This window comes from Nitrospirales bacterium (assembly GCA_031315865.1).
In the GTDB taxonomy this organism is placed as follows: domain Bacteria; phylum Nitrospirota; class Nitrospiria; order Nitrospirales; family UBA8639; genus JAGQKC01.
In genome coordinates, this window is the sequence record JALDRJ010000002.1 from 440,477 (window position 1) to 459,854 (window position 19,378).

General features: G+C 50.9%; 19 protein-coding genes. 8 read left to right on the plus strand and 11 right to left on the minus strand.

All coding sequences use genetic code 11. The features are described from left to right. Nucleotides 1–63 precede the first annotated feature (63 nt). On the minus strand, nucleotides 64–2,688 hold the full coding sequence (gene recG, locus MRJ96_01990; GenBank protein MDR4500214.1) for an ATP-dependent DNA helicase RecG: 2,625 nt from the start codon (nucleotides 2,686–2,688) through the stop codon (nucleotides 64–66). 134 nt (nucleotides 2,689–2,822) lie between these two features. On the opposite strand from recG, the gene rpmB reads away from it, so the two are divergent. From rpmB to MRJ96_02025, 7 genes are all read left to right on the plus strand, one after another. Next, nucleotides 2,823–3,014 (plus strand): 50S ribosomal protein L28, encoded by a 192-nt coding sequence (gene rpmB, locus MRJ96_01995; protein MDR4500215.1) that lies wholly within the window; start codon nucleotides 2,823–2,825, stop codon nucleotides 3,012–3,014. Between the two features lie 532 nt (nucleotides 3,015–3,546). Beyond that, on the plus strand, nucleotides 3,547–4,224 hold the full coding sequence (locus MRJ96_02000; protein MDR4500216.1) for a PEP-CTERM sorting domain-containing protein: 678 nt from the start codon (nucleotides 3,547–3,549) through the stop codon (nucleotides 4,222–4,224). 197 nt (nucleotides 4,225–4,421) lie between these two features. Further along, complete coding sequence (gene lnt, locus MRJ96_02005; GenBank protein ID MDR4500217.1) at nucleotides 4,422–5,990, plus strand: apolipoprotein N-acyltransferase; 1,569 nt, start codon at nucleotides 4,422–4,424, stop codon at nucleotides 5,988–5,990. 43 nt (nucleotides 5,991–6,033) lie between these two features. Beyond that, nucleotides 6,034–7,141, plus strand: a protein-coding gene (gene prfB / locus MRJ96_02010; protein ID MDR4500218.1) for a peptide chain release factor 2 whose coding sequence is annotated in 2 segments (ribosomal slippage) — nucleotides 6,034–6,093 and nucleotides 6,095–7,141 — 1,107 coding nt in all. Because the reading frame shifts where the segments join, the coding sequence is not laid out codon by codon here. A gap of 152 nt (nucleotides 7,142–7,293) precedes the next feature. Next, the gene (gene lysS / locus MRJ96_02015) at nucleotides 7,294–8,781 is read left to right on the plus strand and encodes a lysine--tRNA ligase (protein MDR4500219.1); all 1,488 of its coding nucleotides are present in this window, start codon (nucleotides 7,294–7,296) and stop codon (nucleotides 8,779–8,781) included. A gap of 2 nt (nucleotides 8,782–8,783) precedes the next feature. Beyond that, the gene (locus MRJ96_02020; protein ID MDR4500220.1) at nucleotides 8,784–10,052 is read left to right on the plus strand and encodes a lipoprotein-releasing ABC transporter permease subunit; all 1,269 of its coding nucleotides are present in this window, start codon (nucleotides 8,784–8,786) and stop codon (nucleotides 10,050–10,052) included. Beyond that, nucleotides 10,045–10,770: an ABC transporter ATP-binding protein gene (locus MRJ96_02025; protein ID MDR4500221.1), complete on the plus strand. Its 726-nt coding sequence runs from the start codon at nucleotides 10,045–10,047 to the stop codon at nucleotides 10,768–10,770. The genes MRJ96_02020 and MRJ96_02025 overlap by 8 nt, the downstream gene beginning before the upstream one ends. 9 nt (nucleotides 10,771–10,779) lie before the next feature. Here the strand turns inward: MRJ96_02025 and MRJ96_02030 are convergent, their stop codons facing one another. The 7 genes from MRJ96_02030 to MRJ96_02060 all read right to left on the minus strand — a co-directional run bounded on the left by MRJ96_02030 (nucleotide 10,780) and on the right by MRJ96_02060 (nucleotide 16,337). Next, nucleotides 10,780–11,511 carry a helix-hairpin-helix domain-containing protein gene (locus MRJ96_02030; GenBank protein ID MDR4500222.1) on the minus strand — a complete coding sequence of 244 codons (732 nt, stop codon included), beginning with the start codon at nucleotides 11,509–11,511 and terminating at the stop codon, nucleotides 10,780–10,782. A gap of 242 nt (nucleotides 11,512–11,753) precedes the next feature. After that, entirely contained in the window at nucleotides 11,754–12,542 is a 789-nt protein-coding gene (locus MRJ96_02035) for an acyltransferase (GenBank protein ID MDR4500223.1), read from the minus strand. A gap of 16 nt (nucleotides 12,543–12,558) precedes the next feature. Further along, nucleotides 12,559–12,708 carry a hypothetical protein gene (locus tag MRJ96_02040; protein ID MDR4500224.1) on the minus strand — a complete coding sequence of 50 codons (150 nt, stop codon included), beginning with the start codon at nucleotides 12,706–12,708 and terminating at the stop codon, nucleotides 12,559–12,561. A gap of 80 nt (nucleotides 12,709–12,788) precedes the next feature. Beyond that, nucleotides 12,789–13,145, minus strand: coding sequence for a metal-binding protein SmbP (locus MRJ96_02045; protein MDR4500225.1), 357 nt, complete (start codon nucleotides 13,143–13,145; stop codon nucleotides 12,789–12,791). Between the two features lie 81 nt (nucleotides 13,146–13,226). Continuing rightward, complete coding sequence (locus tag MRJ96_02050; protein MDR4500226.1) at nucleotides 13,227–14,096, minus strand: sulfurtransferase; 870 nt, start codon at nucleotides 14,094–14,096, stop codon at nucleotides 13,227–13,229. Nucleotides 14,097–14,106: 10 nt separating this feature from the next. Next, complete coding sequence (locus MRJ96_02055) at nucleotides 14,107–15,399, minus strand: cytochrome c family protein (protein MDR4500227.1); 1,293 nt, start codon at nucleotides 15,397–15,399, stop codon at nucleotides 14,107–14,109. Continuing rightward, nucleotides 15,396–16,337 (minus strand): histone deacetylase, encoded by a 942-nt coding sequence (locus tag MRJ96_02060; protein ID MDR4500228.1) that lies wholly within the window; start codon nucleotides 16,335–16,337, stop codon nucleotides 15,396–15,398. The genes MRJ96_02055 and MRJ96_02060 overlap by 4 nt, the downstream gene beginning before the upstream one ends. 342 nt (nucleotides 16,338–16,679) lie before the next feature. On the opposite strand from MRJ96_02060, the gene MRJ96_02065 reads away from it, so the two are divergent. After that, complete coding sequence (locus tag MRJ96_02065) at nucleotides 16,680–16,994, plus strand: tetratricopeptide repeat protein (GenBank protein MDR4500229.1); 315 nt, start codon at nucleotides 16,680–16,682, stop codon at nucleotides 16,992–16,994. Nucleotides 16,995–17,018: 24 nt separating this feature from the next. On the opposite strand, the gene MRJ96_02070 is transcribed toward MRJ96_02065, so the two are convergent. The 3 genes from MRJ96_02070 to MRJ96_02080 form a co-directional block, all read right to left on the minus strand. Continuing rightward, nucleotides 17,019–17,870, minus strand: a complete 852-nt coding sequence (locus MRJ96_02070) for a hypothetical protein (protein ID MDR4500230.1) — start codon at nucleotides 17,868–17,870, stop codon at nucleotides 17,019–17,021. A 93-nt stretch (nucleotides 17,871–17,963) separates the two neighbouring features. After that, nucleotides 17,964–18,644: a hypothetical protein gene (locus MRJ96_02075; protein MDR4500231.1), complete on the minus strand. Its 681-nt coding sequence runs from the start codon at nucleotides 18,642–18,644 to the stop codon at nucleotides 17,964–17,966. A 17-nt stretch (nucleotides 18,645–18,661) separates the two neighbouring features. Then, complete coding sequence (locus tag MRJ96_02080; protein MDR4500232.1) at nucleotides 18,662–19,315, minus strand: flavodoxin family protein; 654 nt, start codon at nucleotides 19,313–19,315, stop codon at nucleotides 18,662–18,664. Nucleotides 19,316–19,378: the final 63 nt, after the last annotated feature.

Consider the following 19,378-nt stretch of genomic DNA (forward strand, 5'->3'; position numbering starts at 1 on the left):
AAAACGTCGATAATTCAGAAATTTGCGAAGGATCAAGAAGTTTTCGAGATTGATAAAACTTTCTCAGCCGACCGAACTGAGGTCCAATGTTTTTCCCCATTTTCGAAGCATGGCTCTTTTTAATTCCTGAAGCTCCGGCGCACGCAGATAGGGATCGTTAGCCAGTATGTGACTGACCATTTCCTTGGCCACACTCAATAACCGATAGTCACGATGGAGTTGGGCGACACGAAAGTCCATGATGCCCCATTGTTGCTCACCAAGTACATTCCCTGGGCCTCGAATCTTTAAATCTTCTTCAGCCAGCGTAAACCCATCTTGGCATCGTGCGAATATTTTGAGGCGCCGGCTTTCTTGAGCCATCTGAGGTTCGGCTGCAAGAGGCATGTCCACTGACATCGTAGTATCGGATGAGTGAGGTGGAAACGGCAGCCGGGACTCCGCCGAATTCGTTTTTTCTCGATATGCGGGCTTGATATTCGATTGTACCAGAATACACAGAGCTTGATCCTGGCCCCTCCCGACGCGACCGCGCAACTGATGCAATTGCGCCAGCCCAAAACGTTCTGCATGCTCAATCACGATCACTGTGGCATTCGAGACATCCACGCCAACCTCTATCACCGTGGTTGTCACAAGGATGTCGATCTTCCCGTTTTTAAAGTCCGACATGGTCGTCTGCTTGTCTTTGGATTTCATGCGACCATGAAGCAAGCCAATCGTGTACTCTGGAAAGTGATCTTCCTTGAGTACGCGGGCAGCTTCGACAGCGGCTTGGAGATCGACTTTCTCCGATGGTTCAACCAGTGGATACACCACATAGACCTGTCGCCCGGCCTCAACTTCCTGCCTGAGACGTGTATAGGCACGCTCCCGATCCTGCGCTTGAAAGACCAGGGTCTGTACCGGCTTTCGGCCAGGAGGAAGCGTGTCAATCAGGGAAACATCCAAATCACCATACACCGTCATGGCTAATGTCCTCGGAATAGGTGTGGCCGTCATGACCAAGACATCCGGATGATGCAGACTTTTTTCCCGCAGGACCGCGCGTTGAATGACGCCAAACTTATGCTGTTCATCAACCACGACAAGGCCGAGATTCTGAAACACCACCTCTTTTTGCAACAAAGCATGTGTGCCAACGGCTACATGCGCTTTTCCCAGCTCTAGCTGCTTCAATACCTTGGCACGCTCTTGAGCCGGCTGCCCGCCTTTCACGAGTACCGCTGTCAGGCCAAGTGCACGGAAATACGGCTGTACGGTCAGAAAATGTTGCTCACTAAGGACTTCCGTCGGAGCCATTAACACGGCTTGATAGCCGGAGCCACAAGCCAAAATCATGGCATGAAGCGCCACCATGGTTTTCCCTGATCCGACGTCCCCTTGTAAAAGTCGATTCATGGATGTCGGTCCCACCATATCAGCTTGAATTTCTTGAATGACTCGCTGCTGGGACTCCGTGAGTTTGAAAGGCATGAGATCTTGAAAGCGTTCCATCAAAACATCATGAGTAGTAAACCTGATCGCCTTCGTCCCCTGCTTGACCTCACGCCGACGGACTGCGAGAGCCAATTGAAGCAGCAGTAATTCCTCGAACGCCATGCGCTGATGCGCACGACTGATGCCTTGATTGAGAGATTCCACGCTGTCCGTCTTTTCCGGGAAATGTAAGGCTTTGACTGCAGATTGAAGAGTCATCAGGCCCAAATCACTTCGAAGCCTTTCGGGGAGAATTTCTTGAATAGACTCCGCATAGCGTTCATGGAGACCGTGAAAAATTCGTCGAAACTGACGGGACGTCATTCCCTTAGTTTCATGATAGACAGGGACAAGCCGACGCAACCCCTCACTCCCATTTCCTTCCCTGATGAGCTCATATTGCGGTGCCCGCATGTGAACAGGCTCCAAGCGGCTATGCCCCGCACAGACTTCTCCACGTAGCATGACAGCAACGCCGGGCACAAAGATTTGCTCTAAGAAGGGCTGATTAAAAAACACCGCATCAAGATGTCCGGTCCCATCGTCGAGAGACACCGACACGATCACCATGCCCTTTCTTGAAGATCGTCTGGACCGGCAAGCCGTCACACATCCCACAATTATGGCCGTTCTATCGGGAATCAGCCGCTCAATCGGTATTATCTCCGTCCAATCCTCGTAGCGCCATGGAAGAAACCACAAGGCGTCTTCGACCGTGATAATACCGAGCCGCTTCAATACTTCCGCACGATTCGGTCCTATCCCCTTACCGAAACGAACTGGGATGTTCCAGAGGCCGTTCAGATCTACCTTATCGGGAATGTCTGAACCCCTCTCCGGTGCAACCATTACAGTATCTTGGATGCGTTCGCGTGATTGTTGGGTCATTATTCGAGCTTGATCCTGTAACCGTTTTAAAATTTTTTGAGCCTGTGTGAGGCGAGCCTCTCTCTCTCGATGGGCTCGAATCTCTTCAAAATCCAAGAAGACTTGCCTTAACGTGATGAGGTCCGCCTCAAGCTTTGGCGAGAACGTCCGTTGTCCTAATAGCTCAAAGATTTGGTCTGCGATGTTACGGCTGATTGGTCCAGGGGGCAGGGAAGAATGCACGTGCACTGAGAAACTGCCTTGAAGTGGTTGCAACAGTATCATACGTGACCGTTGCCAATGTTTATACACATCTGAAAGGACTGCAGATTCTTGCCTCACGTGCACATTTCCTGGAAAATGAATAAGTGGGCTCAAGAAATACCAGATCCGAAGGGACTTGTCTTCAGTGAACAGCCTATGGTAACAAGGGGTGTTATGGCCTACAACTTTTAGAGGAGAGAGGAGCGTATCCCATGGCCTTTGCATGTGAAATTTGTGGTAAGAATAGGCAGGTTGGAAATAATGTCAGTCACGCAAACAATCGGACCAAACGCGTATTTCGGCCGAATCTGCAAACTGTCAAGGCTCTCTTGAATGGTGCGGCTCGTCGAATCCGGGTCTGTACTCGCTGTCTGAGATCAGGCCTTGTTCAAAAAGCTGTATAACGGGCGGTTTCACCACCTCAATCCCTACCCTTTCATCATCAACATCTTGTATTTAACAGCGATATACCAGCCACTTTTCTAAGACAACATAACAGTCTTTCTTTAATTCATGATCAGATTTGTATTCCTGGTCATTCCAACTCACCACGTTGTCTGCCGCTAATCCGCTAACCGATGAAATGTTCTGTTCGTTCACTCACTTGACCTCAGCTAGGTTCCAGCAGACACGATCATCACTCACACGCTCACCCCACTGAGACTGATGAGAGCTGCCGCCGGCCAACAGACATGGATCGTCCAATGCGTGGCTGATCCCGGGTATGGTTGTCATCTCATGCCTCTGCGGATTAGTAGCCACCTTGTAGCATACGACCAACTTATCATGTTATTTCTTTTGTACTCATAACCGACACAGCATACATCTTCATCATGATTCTTTTTTCATCGCTCTGCATCATATATTCAACGTACATTCTTTTTATATCCAAAACGTCTTTATATTCTTTCTACCTCATCAAAAAGGCCTGTCATCATGAGCATCATCATTTTCCGTATGTTGTCACTCCTCGTTGTATGTTTAGTCGTAGTCTCACCGACATGGGCAACCTTGTTGGACTTTGAAAGTGGTTGCGGGACAAGGCCGGCTCCTACAGGGTGCATCGCGATTGTCTCGTCTCCGGGGTTTTCTGCGGATGTTCAGTTCGCACCATCATCGCAGGGAACGAACATTGTCTCGCAACTCGGCGCTCCCGCCCCTCCCTTCAGCCCACCGCGATCTGCACAATGGGATCCGACGCAACCACTTCCTGACGATCCGTTTCGGGCAGACTTTCTTATACCAAACGTCCATACCGTTTCCGTCGTGCTCGGTGACAACGGGATTGACTTTGATCAATTGTTTTTAAAAGCATTTAATCGTGGCGGAACACTCCTCGACCATGACACTCAAGCATTGCCGGCAAATGTTCGAGGAGGATTTATGTTATCGGTCACCGCCCAAGACATCTCCCACGTTGAATTTGGCCGCGTCATCGAACAGCCCGGTGACGGAAACAGTGTTCTTTTTGATAATTTCTTGTTTACCACAAAACCTCCCCCTGCAAATGCCCCATTGCCTGAACCCTCGACTCTTCTGCTAATCGGGACAGGCATGCTTGGCTTATTCATCTGGAAAGGCAGAAAGCTTAGCCCTGCTAGGAAGAACGACTAAAAATCAGCTTTTCGATAATGGGATGTGGAGGGGAAGTTTTACTCTTAGATTTCCGAGCGTTGTCTTTCGGGCCACGCTAAGATCTGTCGTGAGTTCCCTGGTTGAGAGCATAGGTTTTCATCCAGAATCTTCTCTTTCTCGATAGGCTCTACTTGCAACTCCAGATAGATTCAACTATACCGTAGCCGGGTATTCACGTGAATCTTCCTGCCACGCCACGTCTGCTCGCCGTATTCCTTACTGGAATATTGTACCCACTGTGCTTCCCCAATTTAAATTTCGGGTGGCTCGCGTGGTTCCTGCTCATTCCCCTGCATTTGGCCATCGAAGGCCTCTCCCCCAGACAAGCCTTTTGGTGGGGTTGGTTCGCTGGAACACTCGGATTTACCGGAACGGTCAGTTGGGTAATCACGGCCATGCATTCATACGGTCAGGTCCCACTCATCATCTCCATCTTTTTACTGGTCCTCCTTGCGAGTTACCTTGGTCTCTATATTGGAGTGTATACATGGGGCATCACCTGGTTTGGACGGACGGACGGCCTAGGACTCTACCTGTTCGCTCCATCCCTTTGGGTCTCACTCGAACTACTCAGGACCTACCTGTTCAGTGGATTCCCATGGGCACTCCTGGGCTATTCGCAGCACCAGTGGCTTTCCGTCATTCAGGTTGTCGATATAACCGGCGTGTACGGTATCTCATTCCTTCTTGTGCTGACGAATGTGACACTTGCACGCCTCGTGAGCTGGGTTCTGCAGAGCAAACGTCTCACACCGGCACCATGGGCCGCCGTCAGCATGTTGAGTGCCATCTTGACCATTACTCTCATGTATGGATTTTGGCAACTTCAAAAGATGGATGACTTACAGGCCTCTGGCGGCACCATCACAGTTGGTGTCATTCAAGGCAACATTGATCAGGCTAGAAAATGGGACGAATCGTACCGTCAAGAAACCGTCAACCGCTATAACATGCTCAGTCGACAGGCGGCAAAGAACACCGACTTGCTTATCTGGCCTGAATCAGCGACGCCCTTTTTTTTCGAACGGGAGCCCGACTACCAGTACCAGGTCGCACAGATTGTTCATGACACTCACACCCCCCTGCTCTTTGGTAGCCCCACGCTTCGACGGCATGCGGATGGCCGTCCTTACTTGTTCAATAGCGCTTACCTTTTGAATGCTCAGGGAACGATCGCCGGTCGGTATGATAAACGCCACTTGGTTCCGTTCGGAGAGTATATTCCACTCAAGTCCATCCTCTTCTTCCTCGAAAAAATGGTCGTCGGAATTGGAGACTTTGAAGTCGGCACGGGAGACTTGACCTTAACGTTACCCGCGCGGGATGGCCGGCCCGCAATACATTTTGGCGTGGCTATTTGCTTTGAAGTGATCTTTCCCGATCTGGTCAGACACATGGCCAAGGAAGGTGCTGATTTCCTCGTGACAATCACGAATGATGCATGGTTTGGCGACTCCGTGGCCCCGTATCAACATTTTGGAATGGTCGTATTCCGAGCCGTGGAAAATCGGTTAGCTTTCGCCAGATCTGCCAACACAGGCATCTCAGGATTCATCGCGCCCACTGGCCGCGTTCTTGCCACTACATCGATTTTTACCCAGGACGCGCTGACTGAACAGATTCCCCTGCGAACCACGACTTCATTTTATTCGCAATTTGGAGATGTGTTCGCCTGGGCTTGTGTTATAATGACGGCGGCAGTTGGCTGGACAAGACGTCGCCAGACCCGCCCCGGCACAAATTAAAGTTAAACCGATAACAAACTGTACCCCAGAAAAGGAGCACGACATGCTTGAGGATATCCGAACCCGTATGAACGCCATCGCCAGCCATATCACCGATCTACGGAGGTCTCTTTGACCTCCCTCGCCTAAAAACAGAACTCGACGAGCTCGAACAGGAAACAGCTCAACCTGATTTCTGGAAAGACGCCGATAAGGCTGCCAAGGTCGGCCGTCGCCAAGCGATGATTGAGCGCGACATTCAACGAGTCACGGATTTTGATCGGCAATATAGCGATTTAGAAGCTCTCATCGAGCTTACGGGAGAAGAAGAAGACGCTGAACTCCAAGAAGAACTCTCGAAAGGGTTGAAACAGACCGAGGAAGCTCTCGAAGCCTGGCAACTTGAGCGACTGCTTTCCGGCCCACACGATAATCGACCGGCCATCTTGAGCCTTTTCCCAGGAGCTGGGGGAACTGAATCTCAAGACTGGTGCCAGATGCTCATGCGTATGTACGTGCGCTGGGCAGAAGATAGAAGGTTTAAGGTCGAAACCATCGACCTGCAACCCGGTGATGAGGCAGGGATCAAGAGTGTCACGCTGGGTATTTCCGGTCCTCACGCATATGGCTATTTAAAAGCCGAGGCAGGCGTTCATCGATTAGTCAGAATTTCGCCGTTTGACGCGAACAAACGACGCCACACCTCGTTCGTCGCCGTGGGGGTATACCCGGAACTCGATGACGATGTAGAAATCACGATTGACGACAAAGACCTCAAAATCGATACATTTCGAGCCGGTGGAGCCGGAGGACAGAATGTCAATAAGGTCGAAACCGCCATTCGTATGACCCATATCCCCACAGGCATTGTTGTCCAATGTCAAAACGAGCGATCGCAATTACAAAATCGGATGGGGGCCATGCGAGTCTTGAAAGGCAAATTATTCGAACTGGAACAACAGAAAAAAGAAGCCGAGTTTCAGAATATCGTGGGTGAAAAAAAAGACATTGCCTGGGGAAGTCAAATTCGATCCTATGTCTTTCAACCCTATCAGATGGTCAAAGATCATCGTACGAACCATGAATCCGGCAATGTTCAAGCCGTGATGGATGGCGCCTTAGATCCGTTTATTGAGGCCTATCTTCGAAAGGCCATCACGCAAGAATCGTGAATCTGATCTCCCGAAAAAAGTACTGAGAGATGACGAGGCTTGCGTGACGAACGCCACACAATCCCCTGCAAGCGATCGGGCAAATGTGAACAGAGACAGGCATTTTCTTGATAAGACACGAACGACTGATTGAATGATTGACGAGAGAAAACATGGATGAGTTAAACGATCAACAACGCCAAAGGCTGGAAAAACTCGACTCCTTAAAAAGTCTAGGCGTCGCTCCCTATGGGACGCGGTACCAAGTGACTCACACGGTGTCGGACATCCTCACAAAGTATCAGACACAGCTAAAAGAAGAGTTGGAAGCTCATCATATTGATTGCCAAATCGCGGGTCGCATCGTCGCGCTTCGCCGTTTTGGCAAGGCGGCCTTTGTCACCGTGCAGGATGGTGGAGAACGGCTTCAATCCTACTTCAAACAGGACATTGTCGGACAGGATGCCTATGCTCTCTCGAAGGAATTCGACCTTGGGGATTGGATTGGCGTGTCGGGGAGATTATTTCGGACCAAAACTGACGAGCTCACCGTCGAAGTCCATACCTTTACGTTTCTCGCCAAGGGACTCCGCCCGCTCCCGGAGAAATGGCATGGACTCACCGACATCGAAACTCGCTACCGGCAGCGCTACGTCGACCTCATCGCCAATCCTGACGTGCATCGGACCTTTCGAGCGCGCAGCCAGATCATTTCCTACATTCGCGCCTTCCTGACAGATCGCGGATTTCTGGAAGTTGAAACTCCCATGATGCAACCCATTCCTGGCGGAGCGGCAGCCCGTCCGTTTGTGACGCATCATAATACGCTCAATATCGATTTATACTTACGCATCGCGCCGGAGCTCTACTTAAAACGCCTGATCGTCGGTGGATTGCGCCGGGTCTTCGAAATTAACCGAAATTTCCGGAATGAAGGGATTTCAACGATCCACAACCCGGAATTTACGATGCTGGAGTTTTATCAAGCATATGCGGATTATCACGATCTCATGACTCTCACGGAAGAGCTGTTTGTGGGTCTGGCCAATACCATCTGCAAGACCACAAACATTGAGTACCAGGAGCACACGATCAATCTCACTCCACCGTGGCGTCGGCTGCCTTACCTTGAGGCCATCGTCGAAGTGAATAAGGCAGATCCCGCGATTTTGAGTGACCTAGGAAAGGCGGTCGAACTGGCAAAATCTCTCCAGATACATGTTGAACCCGACAAAGGACTCATGACCATTCTCACGACCCTGTTTGAGGAAACGGTCGAACCCACGCTGACGCAACCGACGTTTGTCACCGATTTTCCACTTCAGATTTCGCCCCTCGCAAAGCGAAAGACCGAAAACCCCGAGTTGACCGATCGCTTCGAATTATTCATCGGCGGCAGAGAATTGGCCAATGGGTTTTCCGAATTGAATGATCCGATCGATCAACGACAACGGTTTGAAGCCCAGGTGGCACAACGTGATGCCGGCGACGAGGAGGCCCATCACCTGGACGAAGACTTTTTACGCGCACTGGAGTATGGCATGCCACCCACGGCTGGCGAAGGTATCGGCATTGACCGACTTGTGATGCTGCTCACCAATCAGGCCTCGATTCGGGATGTCATTTTGTTTCCACAACTACGCCCGGAAACGTCTCAGTGAGTATGCCATATGAAATATTCGTCGGACTGCGATACTTGCGAGCCAAACGACGGCAACGGACGATTTCGCTCAACACCTTCATTTCTATCGCCGGCATTACGCTTGGTGTCGCGGCACTCATCGGCACATTAGGCATCATGACCGGGTTTAAAGAAGACCTGCAATCCAAGATTCTTGGAACGACCGCGCATATCATCGTCCAGGAGCGAGGCATGCCAAACATGAGCCATTACGAAGGCCTGCTCAAAAAAATTGAACAGATCCCACATGTTCTTGCCGCCGCGCCGTTCATCTACAAACAGGTGCTCTTGTCATCAAAGACCGGAGTCCAGGGCATCATCCTGCGCGGAATACATCCAGAAAAGGAAACTCAAGTCACAGAGTTATCCGCCAACCTCAAGTATGGAGCATTCTCAGACCTTGAAAACCCGCCAGCATCCGATTCGCCTCACACCGACTCATCGTCCAAGTCCTCCCAACAGGCTAAACCAGGAATTTTTCTCGGCAAAGAATTAGCCGCACGACTTGGACTCTTCCTTGGCGATCCGGTGAACGTAGTCTCTCCGGTCGGTCCGATTAATGCGCTCTCCATGACGCCAAAAATCCGGCCGTTTGTGGTCGCAGGAATATTTGAATCCGGCATGTACGAATACGATTCATCCCTGGCCTATATTTCGCTCAAACAAGCGCAATCCTTTTTTAACCTGAATGACACAGTGACGGGAATACAGGTTAAAGTCGATGACGTGTTTCAGGCCCAGTCCATCGCCCGAGACATTGAAGTCACTCTCGGCCCCTCCATCACCGCTCGTGATTGGATGCACCTCAATCGAAACCTGTTTTCCGCGCTCAAACTCGAAAAAACGATGATGTTTCTTTTACTCGTGCTGATCACACTCGTCGCCTCCTTCAATATCGTGGGAACATTGACGATGATCGTGAACGAAAAACAACGGGAGATCGCCATTCTCAAGGCCATGGGATCCACGCCAACATCCATCATGTTGATATTCATGCTCAATGGTCTCGTGATCGGCCTAACGGGAACATCGATCGGGATACCGCTCGGCTACACATTCCTCTGGCTAATCCAAAATTATTGGACCTTTGACGCCTCCGTGTATTACATTTCGCGCATCCCGGTCCATATCATCGGCCTAGATGTCGCACTTGTGGCGATTTCCGCCATCCTGATCAGTTTTGCCGCAACCCTCTATCCTTCTTGGCAAGCCGCGAAACTCAATCCCGTGAACGCCCTTCGCTATGAGTGACCCTATCGTCCCCCAAGCCCCGCTCAGGACTCCCTTGGTCGAAATCCTCAACCTTCATAAGTCCTACAAACTCGGGACACAGCAGATCGACATTCTGAAAGGCATTTCATTGACAGTCCATCGCCAAGAGATGATCTCCATCGTTGGGGCATCCGGGGCGGGCAAAAGCACCCTGCTTCACATCGTGGGGACTTTAGACCAACCGACCCAAGGCACGATCAGGTATGACAACCAACAACTCACCAGTATGTCAGAATCAGCCTTGGCAGATTTTCGAAACCGGCGGCTCGGGTTCGTGTTCCAGTTTCACCATTTGCTCCCTGAATTTACCGCCTTGGAGAACACATACCTGCCGGCACTGATTCAGCGACAGCCCAAAGAGAAGGCCCGTGAAGACGCAAAAGCCCTCTTAAGCGAAGTCGGGCTCGCTCATCGGATGAATCACAAACCAGGCGAACTGTCCGGGGGAGAACAACAGCGGGTGGCCGTGGCGCGGGCACTCATTCGGCACCCGGATCTTGTGCTGGCTGATGAACCAACGGGAAATTTAGATAGTCATACCGGGGAAACGTTGTTTGAAATTCTGCGAAATTTAAACCAACGACTCGGGACAGCATTCGTGATCGTCACCCATAACGAAAAACTATCGGCACAATCCGATAGACTGGTTCACTTGGAGGATGGGGTGATTACCGAAGACCGGATGTTACACGTGTAAGCATACGGGTCAGCGAGCTGCGGTAATACGATCTTTGATCGCATCAAAGGTGGCCTTAGGAACGACCTGCTTCGCTACAAGCTCTCCGCGCAAACGATAGGGACGGTTGGCCACGACCTCATGCGCCACCTCTTTCGAGAGTCCCAAGTGCAAAATCAGATCGGTAGCCGTCGCGTGATTAATATTAATCAATTGTATTTGCTTCTTCGGCGCCGAGGCCATGTGATCCTTGGGAGGCACCGGCGTTTTCATGTCTAGCATGGAGGTTGATTCAATCGGCTCTTTTTTCGGAGATGGCAAGGCCACTTTCGCCATCTTCTTTTCTCTGTTTGCTTTGAGCTCCTTTTGATAGCGGACCACGGTCTCTTTCAGCGCGGCATTCTGACTTTTGAGCTTTTTATATTCGTTGACGAGTCTGGCATTCATGACCTGCAGTTCCTTCTGCTGGCTCTCAAGCTCTTTTTTCTTGTTCTGGAGGAGCGCCTGTTCCCCCTTTTGTCCTTCTGTGAGCCGCTGGACTTCGGCTGTCGACAATTCCAAGTCCGTTGACAATTCCTCCTTCTCCCCCTTCAGGGATTTCATCTGTTGTTCCAGCGCATCGCGATGCATCCGCATCTTTTCGAGCTCGGCTTTAGCTGATTCCATATCCGAAACCGCAGCCTCATATTTGGTCTTCGAGACCATACATCCCGGTAACACCAGAACGAGGACGATGGCGCTCAATTTCATCCACATGCCCATGAACTGCCTCCCTTTCTTAGCAAGAAATGCCAGAACAATTTACGATTGAGAATCTCCAACAACCTCATTTCAAACAATCCCTGTCCTCATGACAGAAGTCCTCTACCCTACATACCGAACTTACCAGTTAGGATAGCCGGAACATGGCTATTTGGCAAAACCAGAGCTCACGACATCCCTTTTATTCCAGGAATTGCAGAGAGAGAATTTCTCCAGAGAAAAGACCAAAGGCGACTGATCAATCAGACATAAAAATGTGGTCGTCGGTCTCGTAAGAGGTCATTATAGGGGTTTAAGGCTTTGTCCCGAGCTTCGACAGGATCGACATCCAACACCAAAAGCTCCTCTGTGTCTCGTGGAGAGCGATGAAGGATCTTCCCTTTTGGAGACACGATCTCGCTACTGCCAATAAATCGCAAGGACGGTTTTCCTCCCCGCGCTTCTTCCCCGATACGATTGGCCGTAATGCTAAACACGCCGTTTTCCAAGCTGCGCGTGACCATGGCATCCGGACAATGTGGAAGGACCAGATTTGAAGGGTGACACAGGATATCCGCGCCTTTAAGCGCTAACGATCTTGCGACTTCGGGATAAAACCAATCAAAACAAATGAGCAACCCGATACGAGCCTGACCGATATCCCATACCTCAAAAGCCAAGTCGCCCGGCGAGAAAAACAAGGTTTCTTCGAAGAAAAGGTGAACTTTTCGATAGACACCGAGAAACCCCGTGGGTCCCACCAACACAGCAGAGTTAAAAAACTTTCCTGCTTGCTCCTCTGGTAAACCGGCCACGATATGACAATTTCGCTTCTTGGCCAATTCTGATAATCGGCGTGTCGTGACTCCGTTGGGGACGGATTCGGCCAGATGAGCCACTTCTTCTCCAGAGCAGAATTGATACCCTGACATCGCTAATTCCGGCAACACCAGCAAATCACACTCAACCGATTCCAAGCGAGCCGTGACAGCATCGAGATTGTCGTTGACCTGCCCAAATTGAGGGCAATATTGATAGTACCCGATTTTCATCAATGACATCTTATTGTTATTGCGACTCTCCCGTTATCAAGTCCCCGAGGACTTTCTCTGCCACTTCGGCGACGAAGCAATTCGTATTCTTTTTCGCCAACACGAGACTCACCGGCAATATCGCTCCACTGAGTGGGAAAGCCCCTGGGACTCTTCTGTATCTCATATCATATACACTTTCGTAAAAAAATCGGGTAGGGGGTCATACGCCCCCTACCCGATTATTCGCGTTCCCGAGCTCTCTAATCAATGAACCTCTTTCATATGCATCACCGCGCTGTTGGCATGCTTGGTTCCGACTTCTGCATGACCTTCCTTACCGTGAGCGATCGCTTCTTTCAACTCATTCACGCCTTCATCAAGATGTGGATTCTTGACATCTTTTTGAGCAGCCATCGCATGAGATAAGGCTTCTTCCGCATGAGACACCAAGGCATCAGCATGCCCCATACCCCCATGTTTGGCAGCACCTTGTGCATGGGCAATCGCCTCGGCAACATGAGGATTCCCACCCGCCATCGCCAATGAAGAAAACGCCGTTAAGGAAAGGATCGCGAACAAACCCGCGATCATCATGCCTTTAGTCACAATAGTTCTACTCATCTGCAACCTCCTTGATGGTGAGTAAGTATATGATAAATTCTGTCTCAACTCATTCTATAGTCGCATGCCGGTCCCATAAGATCAAGACGGTTTAACTCCTTCCGGATTGTTGACTTTGTGTAACAACTTCACGTCTTTTTCGGCCGGGGCGGCAAAATCGCGGCTCCATTCCCACCAGGACCCCGGGTAACATTTGACCTGTTCAAAGTCGATCAAGCGTAGGATGAAATACAACCAGGCTGCGCGGACCCCGCCCAGGCAATAGGTAATCGTCTCTTTCTGACGATCAATACCACGATCTTCAAAAATCTTTCTGATGGCATCCAGGTCTCTGACTGTGGCATTGGCGTTGAGAAATCCGCTCCAAGGAATGTTGAGTGCTGATGGAATATGTCCAGCTCTCGGTAACCCATCAACCTCTTTCCCTGCATATTCTTCCACACTTCGTGCGTCGAGAATTTGAGTCTCAGGATGAGGGCGTTTTACCAATTTCTTGAGTTGATCCTTCGAAATAATGAGCTCTGGATTCACCGTAGCCTTGAAGTCACCAGGAGGAAGTTTGACCCGGTCATGGGCATACGGCCGTTGCTCGGCAACCCATTTGACCCACCCCCCGTCGAGCACACGAACGCTCTGATGCCCCAAATAGTGAAGCATCCAGTACATACGTCCCTCGTCTCCCCAATTGTCAAACGGGTTCGAGTAGATCACCACATCGCTATCCTGATGAATCCCTAAAGATTGGAGCCGCTGTTCAATGAATGAGACATCCGGGTTCAGCAAGCCTTTCGCGACAGCTTGCGGATCACTGTATTCATGCCACGTGCTGTGAACCGCTCCAGGAATATGGGATGAATACGCGGCAGCGCCGCGTACATCAATAATCACTAAACCTTCACGGCCAAGATTTTGAGACAATGTTTCCGTGTCAATTAAAAAATCCTCAAGCATATGATCTCCTTTAACCTACCGGGCCTGTTTGCATTGGTTTGGCACAGCCTACTCTCGGGTCTGGGGACTCGGCGTCTAACGCAGCGGCCAATGTCTCATTCAATGGATACTCCCGTTCATAGACCGTAAATACATAGGGGTCATCCTCAGTCAATCCATACCGTTCACGCAACATTTCATGTTGACCATCGGTCAAAATATGATAACGAATCCTCATCTGCACCTTCCAATCGGTGGCCTCTTCCGGCAGATGGTAGCTGAACCGATAGTCACGGCTGGCCAGGGGTAAGAGGCGATTATCATACACTTCCCAAATCACCGGTTGCCAGAGTATCCATCGGCCCATGGTTTCGACCTGCTCGGTGATCACCTTTCCCTGACCATCGCGAACGTAGAATTCCACTGAAAAATGCCGATCCGGATCCCCAGTCGGAATTTTATGACCAGCCCCGGCATTAATGAGTGTCAACGAAAAATCCACCCGTTCGCCTAAGACCGGTTGCGGTGGATCGGCCGCGACCTGAACAGCGATCGCCCGCTTGATCATGTCAGCATCATGTCCTCCCCGCCACAAGTGGCGTCGCCCATGGCGAATAGGCCCGCCTTTGGCCACGGGTCTCGTGACTTCCGGCATGTGACAGCTCTGACAGATTAAGCCTTTTTCTTTCATGAAGAACTCGCCCTCATATTCAGCATAGGTGCCGCAGGGCCCGCCGTTATAAAATTGAAAAGGCCCTGACACCACGCTATGACATCGATGGCAGATTTCGGTGCTACGAAACGCCGGGTCAAACTTCGTGGGATGTGGCGCGGCAGAATCACCGAATGGCCCATGGATCACGCCATCACGAACATGACACACCGCACAGGTTACACCCTCACGCTCAAACGCCTTGTCATACCGATAATTGGGAATTTGGATAGCACGTTCGACCCGATTATCGGGAATATCTTGAATTAACATGGGCTGTTGATTTTCAAGAGGCGCATGGCAATTCAAACAGACAAACACATGCTGATCTTTTTTCCAATAGGCTTGAAAAAACGGATCGTCAAAGGCATGAGCATGGATACTGGTCTTCCACTCTTCATAGATTTCTTGATGACACGTCCCACAATCCTTCGCCTTTAAACTACTCAATCCCACAGGAATTTTCTGAAACGGAATCGCTCGCGCATAGTCCTCCCGAAGCCCGAATATGACCGTCGGCCGAAACTCCGTATAAAAGACGTAGACTCCCACCGCCAGCAAGAGCGTGATAAAAATATACAGAGGGCCACGAGCCAATCGTTGTCGCTTCACCGCTCCCCCTCTATCATGGTCGCCAAATGCCGCTCAACCGACGCAGACAACCCCTCCAGATGATATCCCCCTTCTAAACAGGAAATGACTCGACCGGACGCATGACGCAAAGCAATATCAAGCACGATTTGCGTGAGTGCGCCATACCCGTCTTCGGTCAAACACATACTGGCTAACGGATCATGTCGATGCGCATCGAATCCTGCTGAAATGAGCACACAATCCGGCCTAAATCGATCTGCGGCAGGCACTAACACGTCTTGAAAAACCTGGCGATACTCTTCATCTCCCTGCCCGCCTGACATCGGGACGTTAATCGTCAACCCGTTTCCTTTCCCTTGACCGGTTTCAGTCGACCGTCCTGTGCCAGGATAATGAGGAAACTGGTGAGTACTGAAAAACAAGACCGTTGGATCATCATAGAACGAATGTTGCGTCCCATTTCCATGATGAACGTCCCAATCAACGATTAAAATACGTTCCAAGCCATATTGCCCCTGCAAATACTTGGCGACGATCGCGACATTATTAAACAGACAGAATCCCATCGCACGATCGGCTTCGGCGTGATGTCCCGGCGGACGTACCGCACAGAATGCCTGATCGACTTCTTGAGCCATGATGGCGTCCGCTGCGGCTAACGCCCCTCCCGCCGCAAGGTAGGCCGCCAAAAGAGAACCTGGACAAAGCGTGGTGTCTGCATCCAAAGATGCATACCCGGCTTTTGGCGATTTGGCTTCGAGTTTTTCTACGTAGGAGTGAACGTGGATTTTTTCAATCCAGTTTCTGTCTGCTGGCTTTGGAGAAATTGGGACGAGCCGGTCCCATATTCCCGTCGAAGCCAAGCGTGCACGAATGGCTCGTAGCCGTCCAGGCGATTCCGGATGCCCAGGACCCATTTCATGTTCCAAATAGGCAGGATCAGAGACTATCCCCACACGTCCCAAGAGTTATCTCCCAGAAATCACAATCTCAGAAATGATACCCATGCCGGGTCAGCACAGGCCGAAAGAAATCCTCCGATAGACACATCGCCACCCTACCACCAGGCCTCTGGCTGATTCAATGCGCTTTCCATTGCACGACGTATCGCCCATACTTGCTGACCGCACGACGGTCACCCTGCTCTCATGAGGATTCTCGCAGGCGTTAGACAACGAGAAGCGCCTCATGATAGCCTGATTCACGACTGATTTTGACAGCGATGAGTAATGATAAAAGAGTGAGAGCTCTCGAACCTCTGTTCACACTCTCATCATGCATGAAGTTTCTCTTGCCTTATGGCCAACCCCAAAATAGAACAATTTAAAAAAGTTTTAGAGCTCGACCCGCATGATGAAACCCTGTGGTTTGGCCTAGGAAAGGCCTACATGGGCGATGAAAACTGGGAAGAAGCCATTCCTGCGCTCGAACGGTGCATAGAGGTCAAACCCGCGTACTCAGCCGCATACCTCGCTCTTGCCCAGGCCTTGAAAAACAACGAAAATATTCAACGCTGTCTTGAGGTTTGCACGAAGGGGGTGACCGTTGCGACTGAAAACGGTGACCTCATGGTCATCAAAAACCTCGAAGAACTCAAGGCCTCTCTGCTTTAGCTCCTTGAATCTTCATGCGCTGGCCTACAACGCCGCTCTTAGCGCATGTACCTCTTGTTCCTCTAGACCATAGGCCGCTGAAGGATTCATCACCAACAGTCGGATTCGAGGAAAGGCTGACCCTCCTTTCGATCGGGTCACCCAATAGGCATTGTGTAATCGGATGTTGGAACGGGCCGGCATCGGAGTGAGATTCCAACAGGTCAAGAGAACAGCCGTGAGTTGGGGAAACTCGTGTAGAGCCGTGCTGAGCAGCCCGGCCAACCGGTGAAGATCAACCTGGTCTGGTTCACGGGCTTCTTCTTCCTGCCGCTCAATCGTCGGGATGGTGATCGCCAGGAGGATGGGAGCGCAATACCGATTCAGCTGTCTGGCTTTTTCAGCCATTCGAGCCATGAGACGTCGAGCAAGCGCATCCTGGTGGGCGTCCCCTTCTTTCAACCGTTGGGGACCGTTATGGCCCAAAGCCATGTCTCCTTCTGGCCGAACTTGATTTCGAAGAATCGCGGTCGCTTCCACGAATAAGCGATGTTCGCCCAGATAACACTCCAGGTCGGCAGTCCGGATTGCTGTTTCCTCTAAAAAGGCCACCGTGAAGCCAGCCAGCAGCATGAACGAGGCCACCTCAGTTTCAACTTGCGCAGGCTCCGAGACACCTAGTTGCCGCCGTTCATACTGTTCGCGTAATCCTACCAACCGCACATGGCTGCCAGGGTCGGAACATTGGTCATACAGTTGTTGCCATTGCGCGTGAAAAATATCACGTTGCCGAATGTCCCGTTTCGCCCGGACGTGCGTGGCTTGCCAATTTCTATGAGCATGATCGCGCTTGGCCTCATCTGAGGTGCGGCCCTTTCCTCGGAAACGCTTTTTCATCGCCAGAAGACCTAGGCATACACAGACTGACCAACATGCTTACGGCTCACCAAGCAGCGTAACACATCTCAGGAACATCGACGAGCGTAGCATTTAATCGTCAGAACGCTGTAACTCTTCTAGAGTGACATGCTTCGGCAGGAGGACAGGAAACACAATCCCGATGGGATCTCCGCGCAGAATTGTCGTCGGCTTTTCGAGTTGAAGGAGAAAGTTGGTCACGAATGCGTCATAGTCGGGGAGGAAATCATACAAATTGGGCGTACGCTTGTATTCTTGCGACTTAATCCCCTCCCAAATCGAATAGGTTCGCTTCGGAAGATGGTAAAAATGATTGGGAATATCCTTCATCATCATGCCAAGTTGCTTCGGATAGTAAAAGCGAATTCCGCAGCAGAGTTTGGGGTACCCGCTATTCAGGATGGAATCGACATACATGCCGGAAAAGGACTTATAGCCAAGCAACCGCTCTTCCGCCAAAATCTCCGGAGATTGCCATTCAAACCCCGTCGCCGACCGTCGAATGCGACAGTCAGCCGGGCTGCGGATGACCCAACCGTACTGTCCCACCGTTCGCACCGGCCCACAGTCATCAGGGATGACTGTGTACCCACTGGCCGCAAGTTCTCGTTGTTCTGGCAGGGACATGTTGGTCATCAAGGGACGGTGCGGATGAAAGTCTAATTTCAGACGTTCCGGGGCAAACGCGGTCGAGTATTCGCGTTCCCAGTAAATAGTCCATTTGTGTTCAGCGAGATCCTGTTGGTCACTCACAAATCACGGCGCCTCAGTCATTCCAGTACGTTGTTAACATTTTGACCCCGCTTCACCATCTTCGCCACTTCGGCAACGCGTTGGCCGAGAGCCTTGGCGCTGGCGAATTCCTCTTCGTCAATCCCAGGACTCGCTCCCTCGGTTGAGGCTGAAGCGCCGAAGGCGCCTCCTTCACTGACTACGATCATCTTATTACCCAACATCGCGGCCAAAATCGTCAGCATGGTCACTTCTTTGCCGCTCGAGACTTGCCCTCCTGTCGCGAAGGCCGCCCCAACCTTATTCTTCATCTTGAACTCTGGGAATACTCCAAACTTGAATTGCCAGTCGTCAAAGAATGATTTGATAGCGCCAGCCATATTGGACCAATACACCGGAGATCCGACAATCACCGCATCACTGCTAAATAATAAATCTGCCGTCACGTCCCCTACACGTTTCATGATCACGACGGACCCGGGGACTGCCTGAGCGCCCTCCACCACTCCTCTCGCCATGTTTTCCGTGTTCCCGGTCAACGAATGGTAGGCGACGAGAATCTTGACTATGTCTCGATCGCTTTGTGGAGATCCGACTTGCGCGTGGCCTACCGTAACCCACACGGTACCCAAAAGGCTTATGCATAGGCAGGCACGAATGAGCAAAGCCTTATTGCAGAAACGGGTAGTCATATCTGGTGAATCACGGTTGAACCTCAGCCGGGGGCAATGCCAAACAATGAAGAATCAAACCCG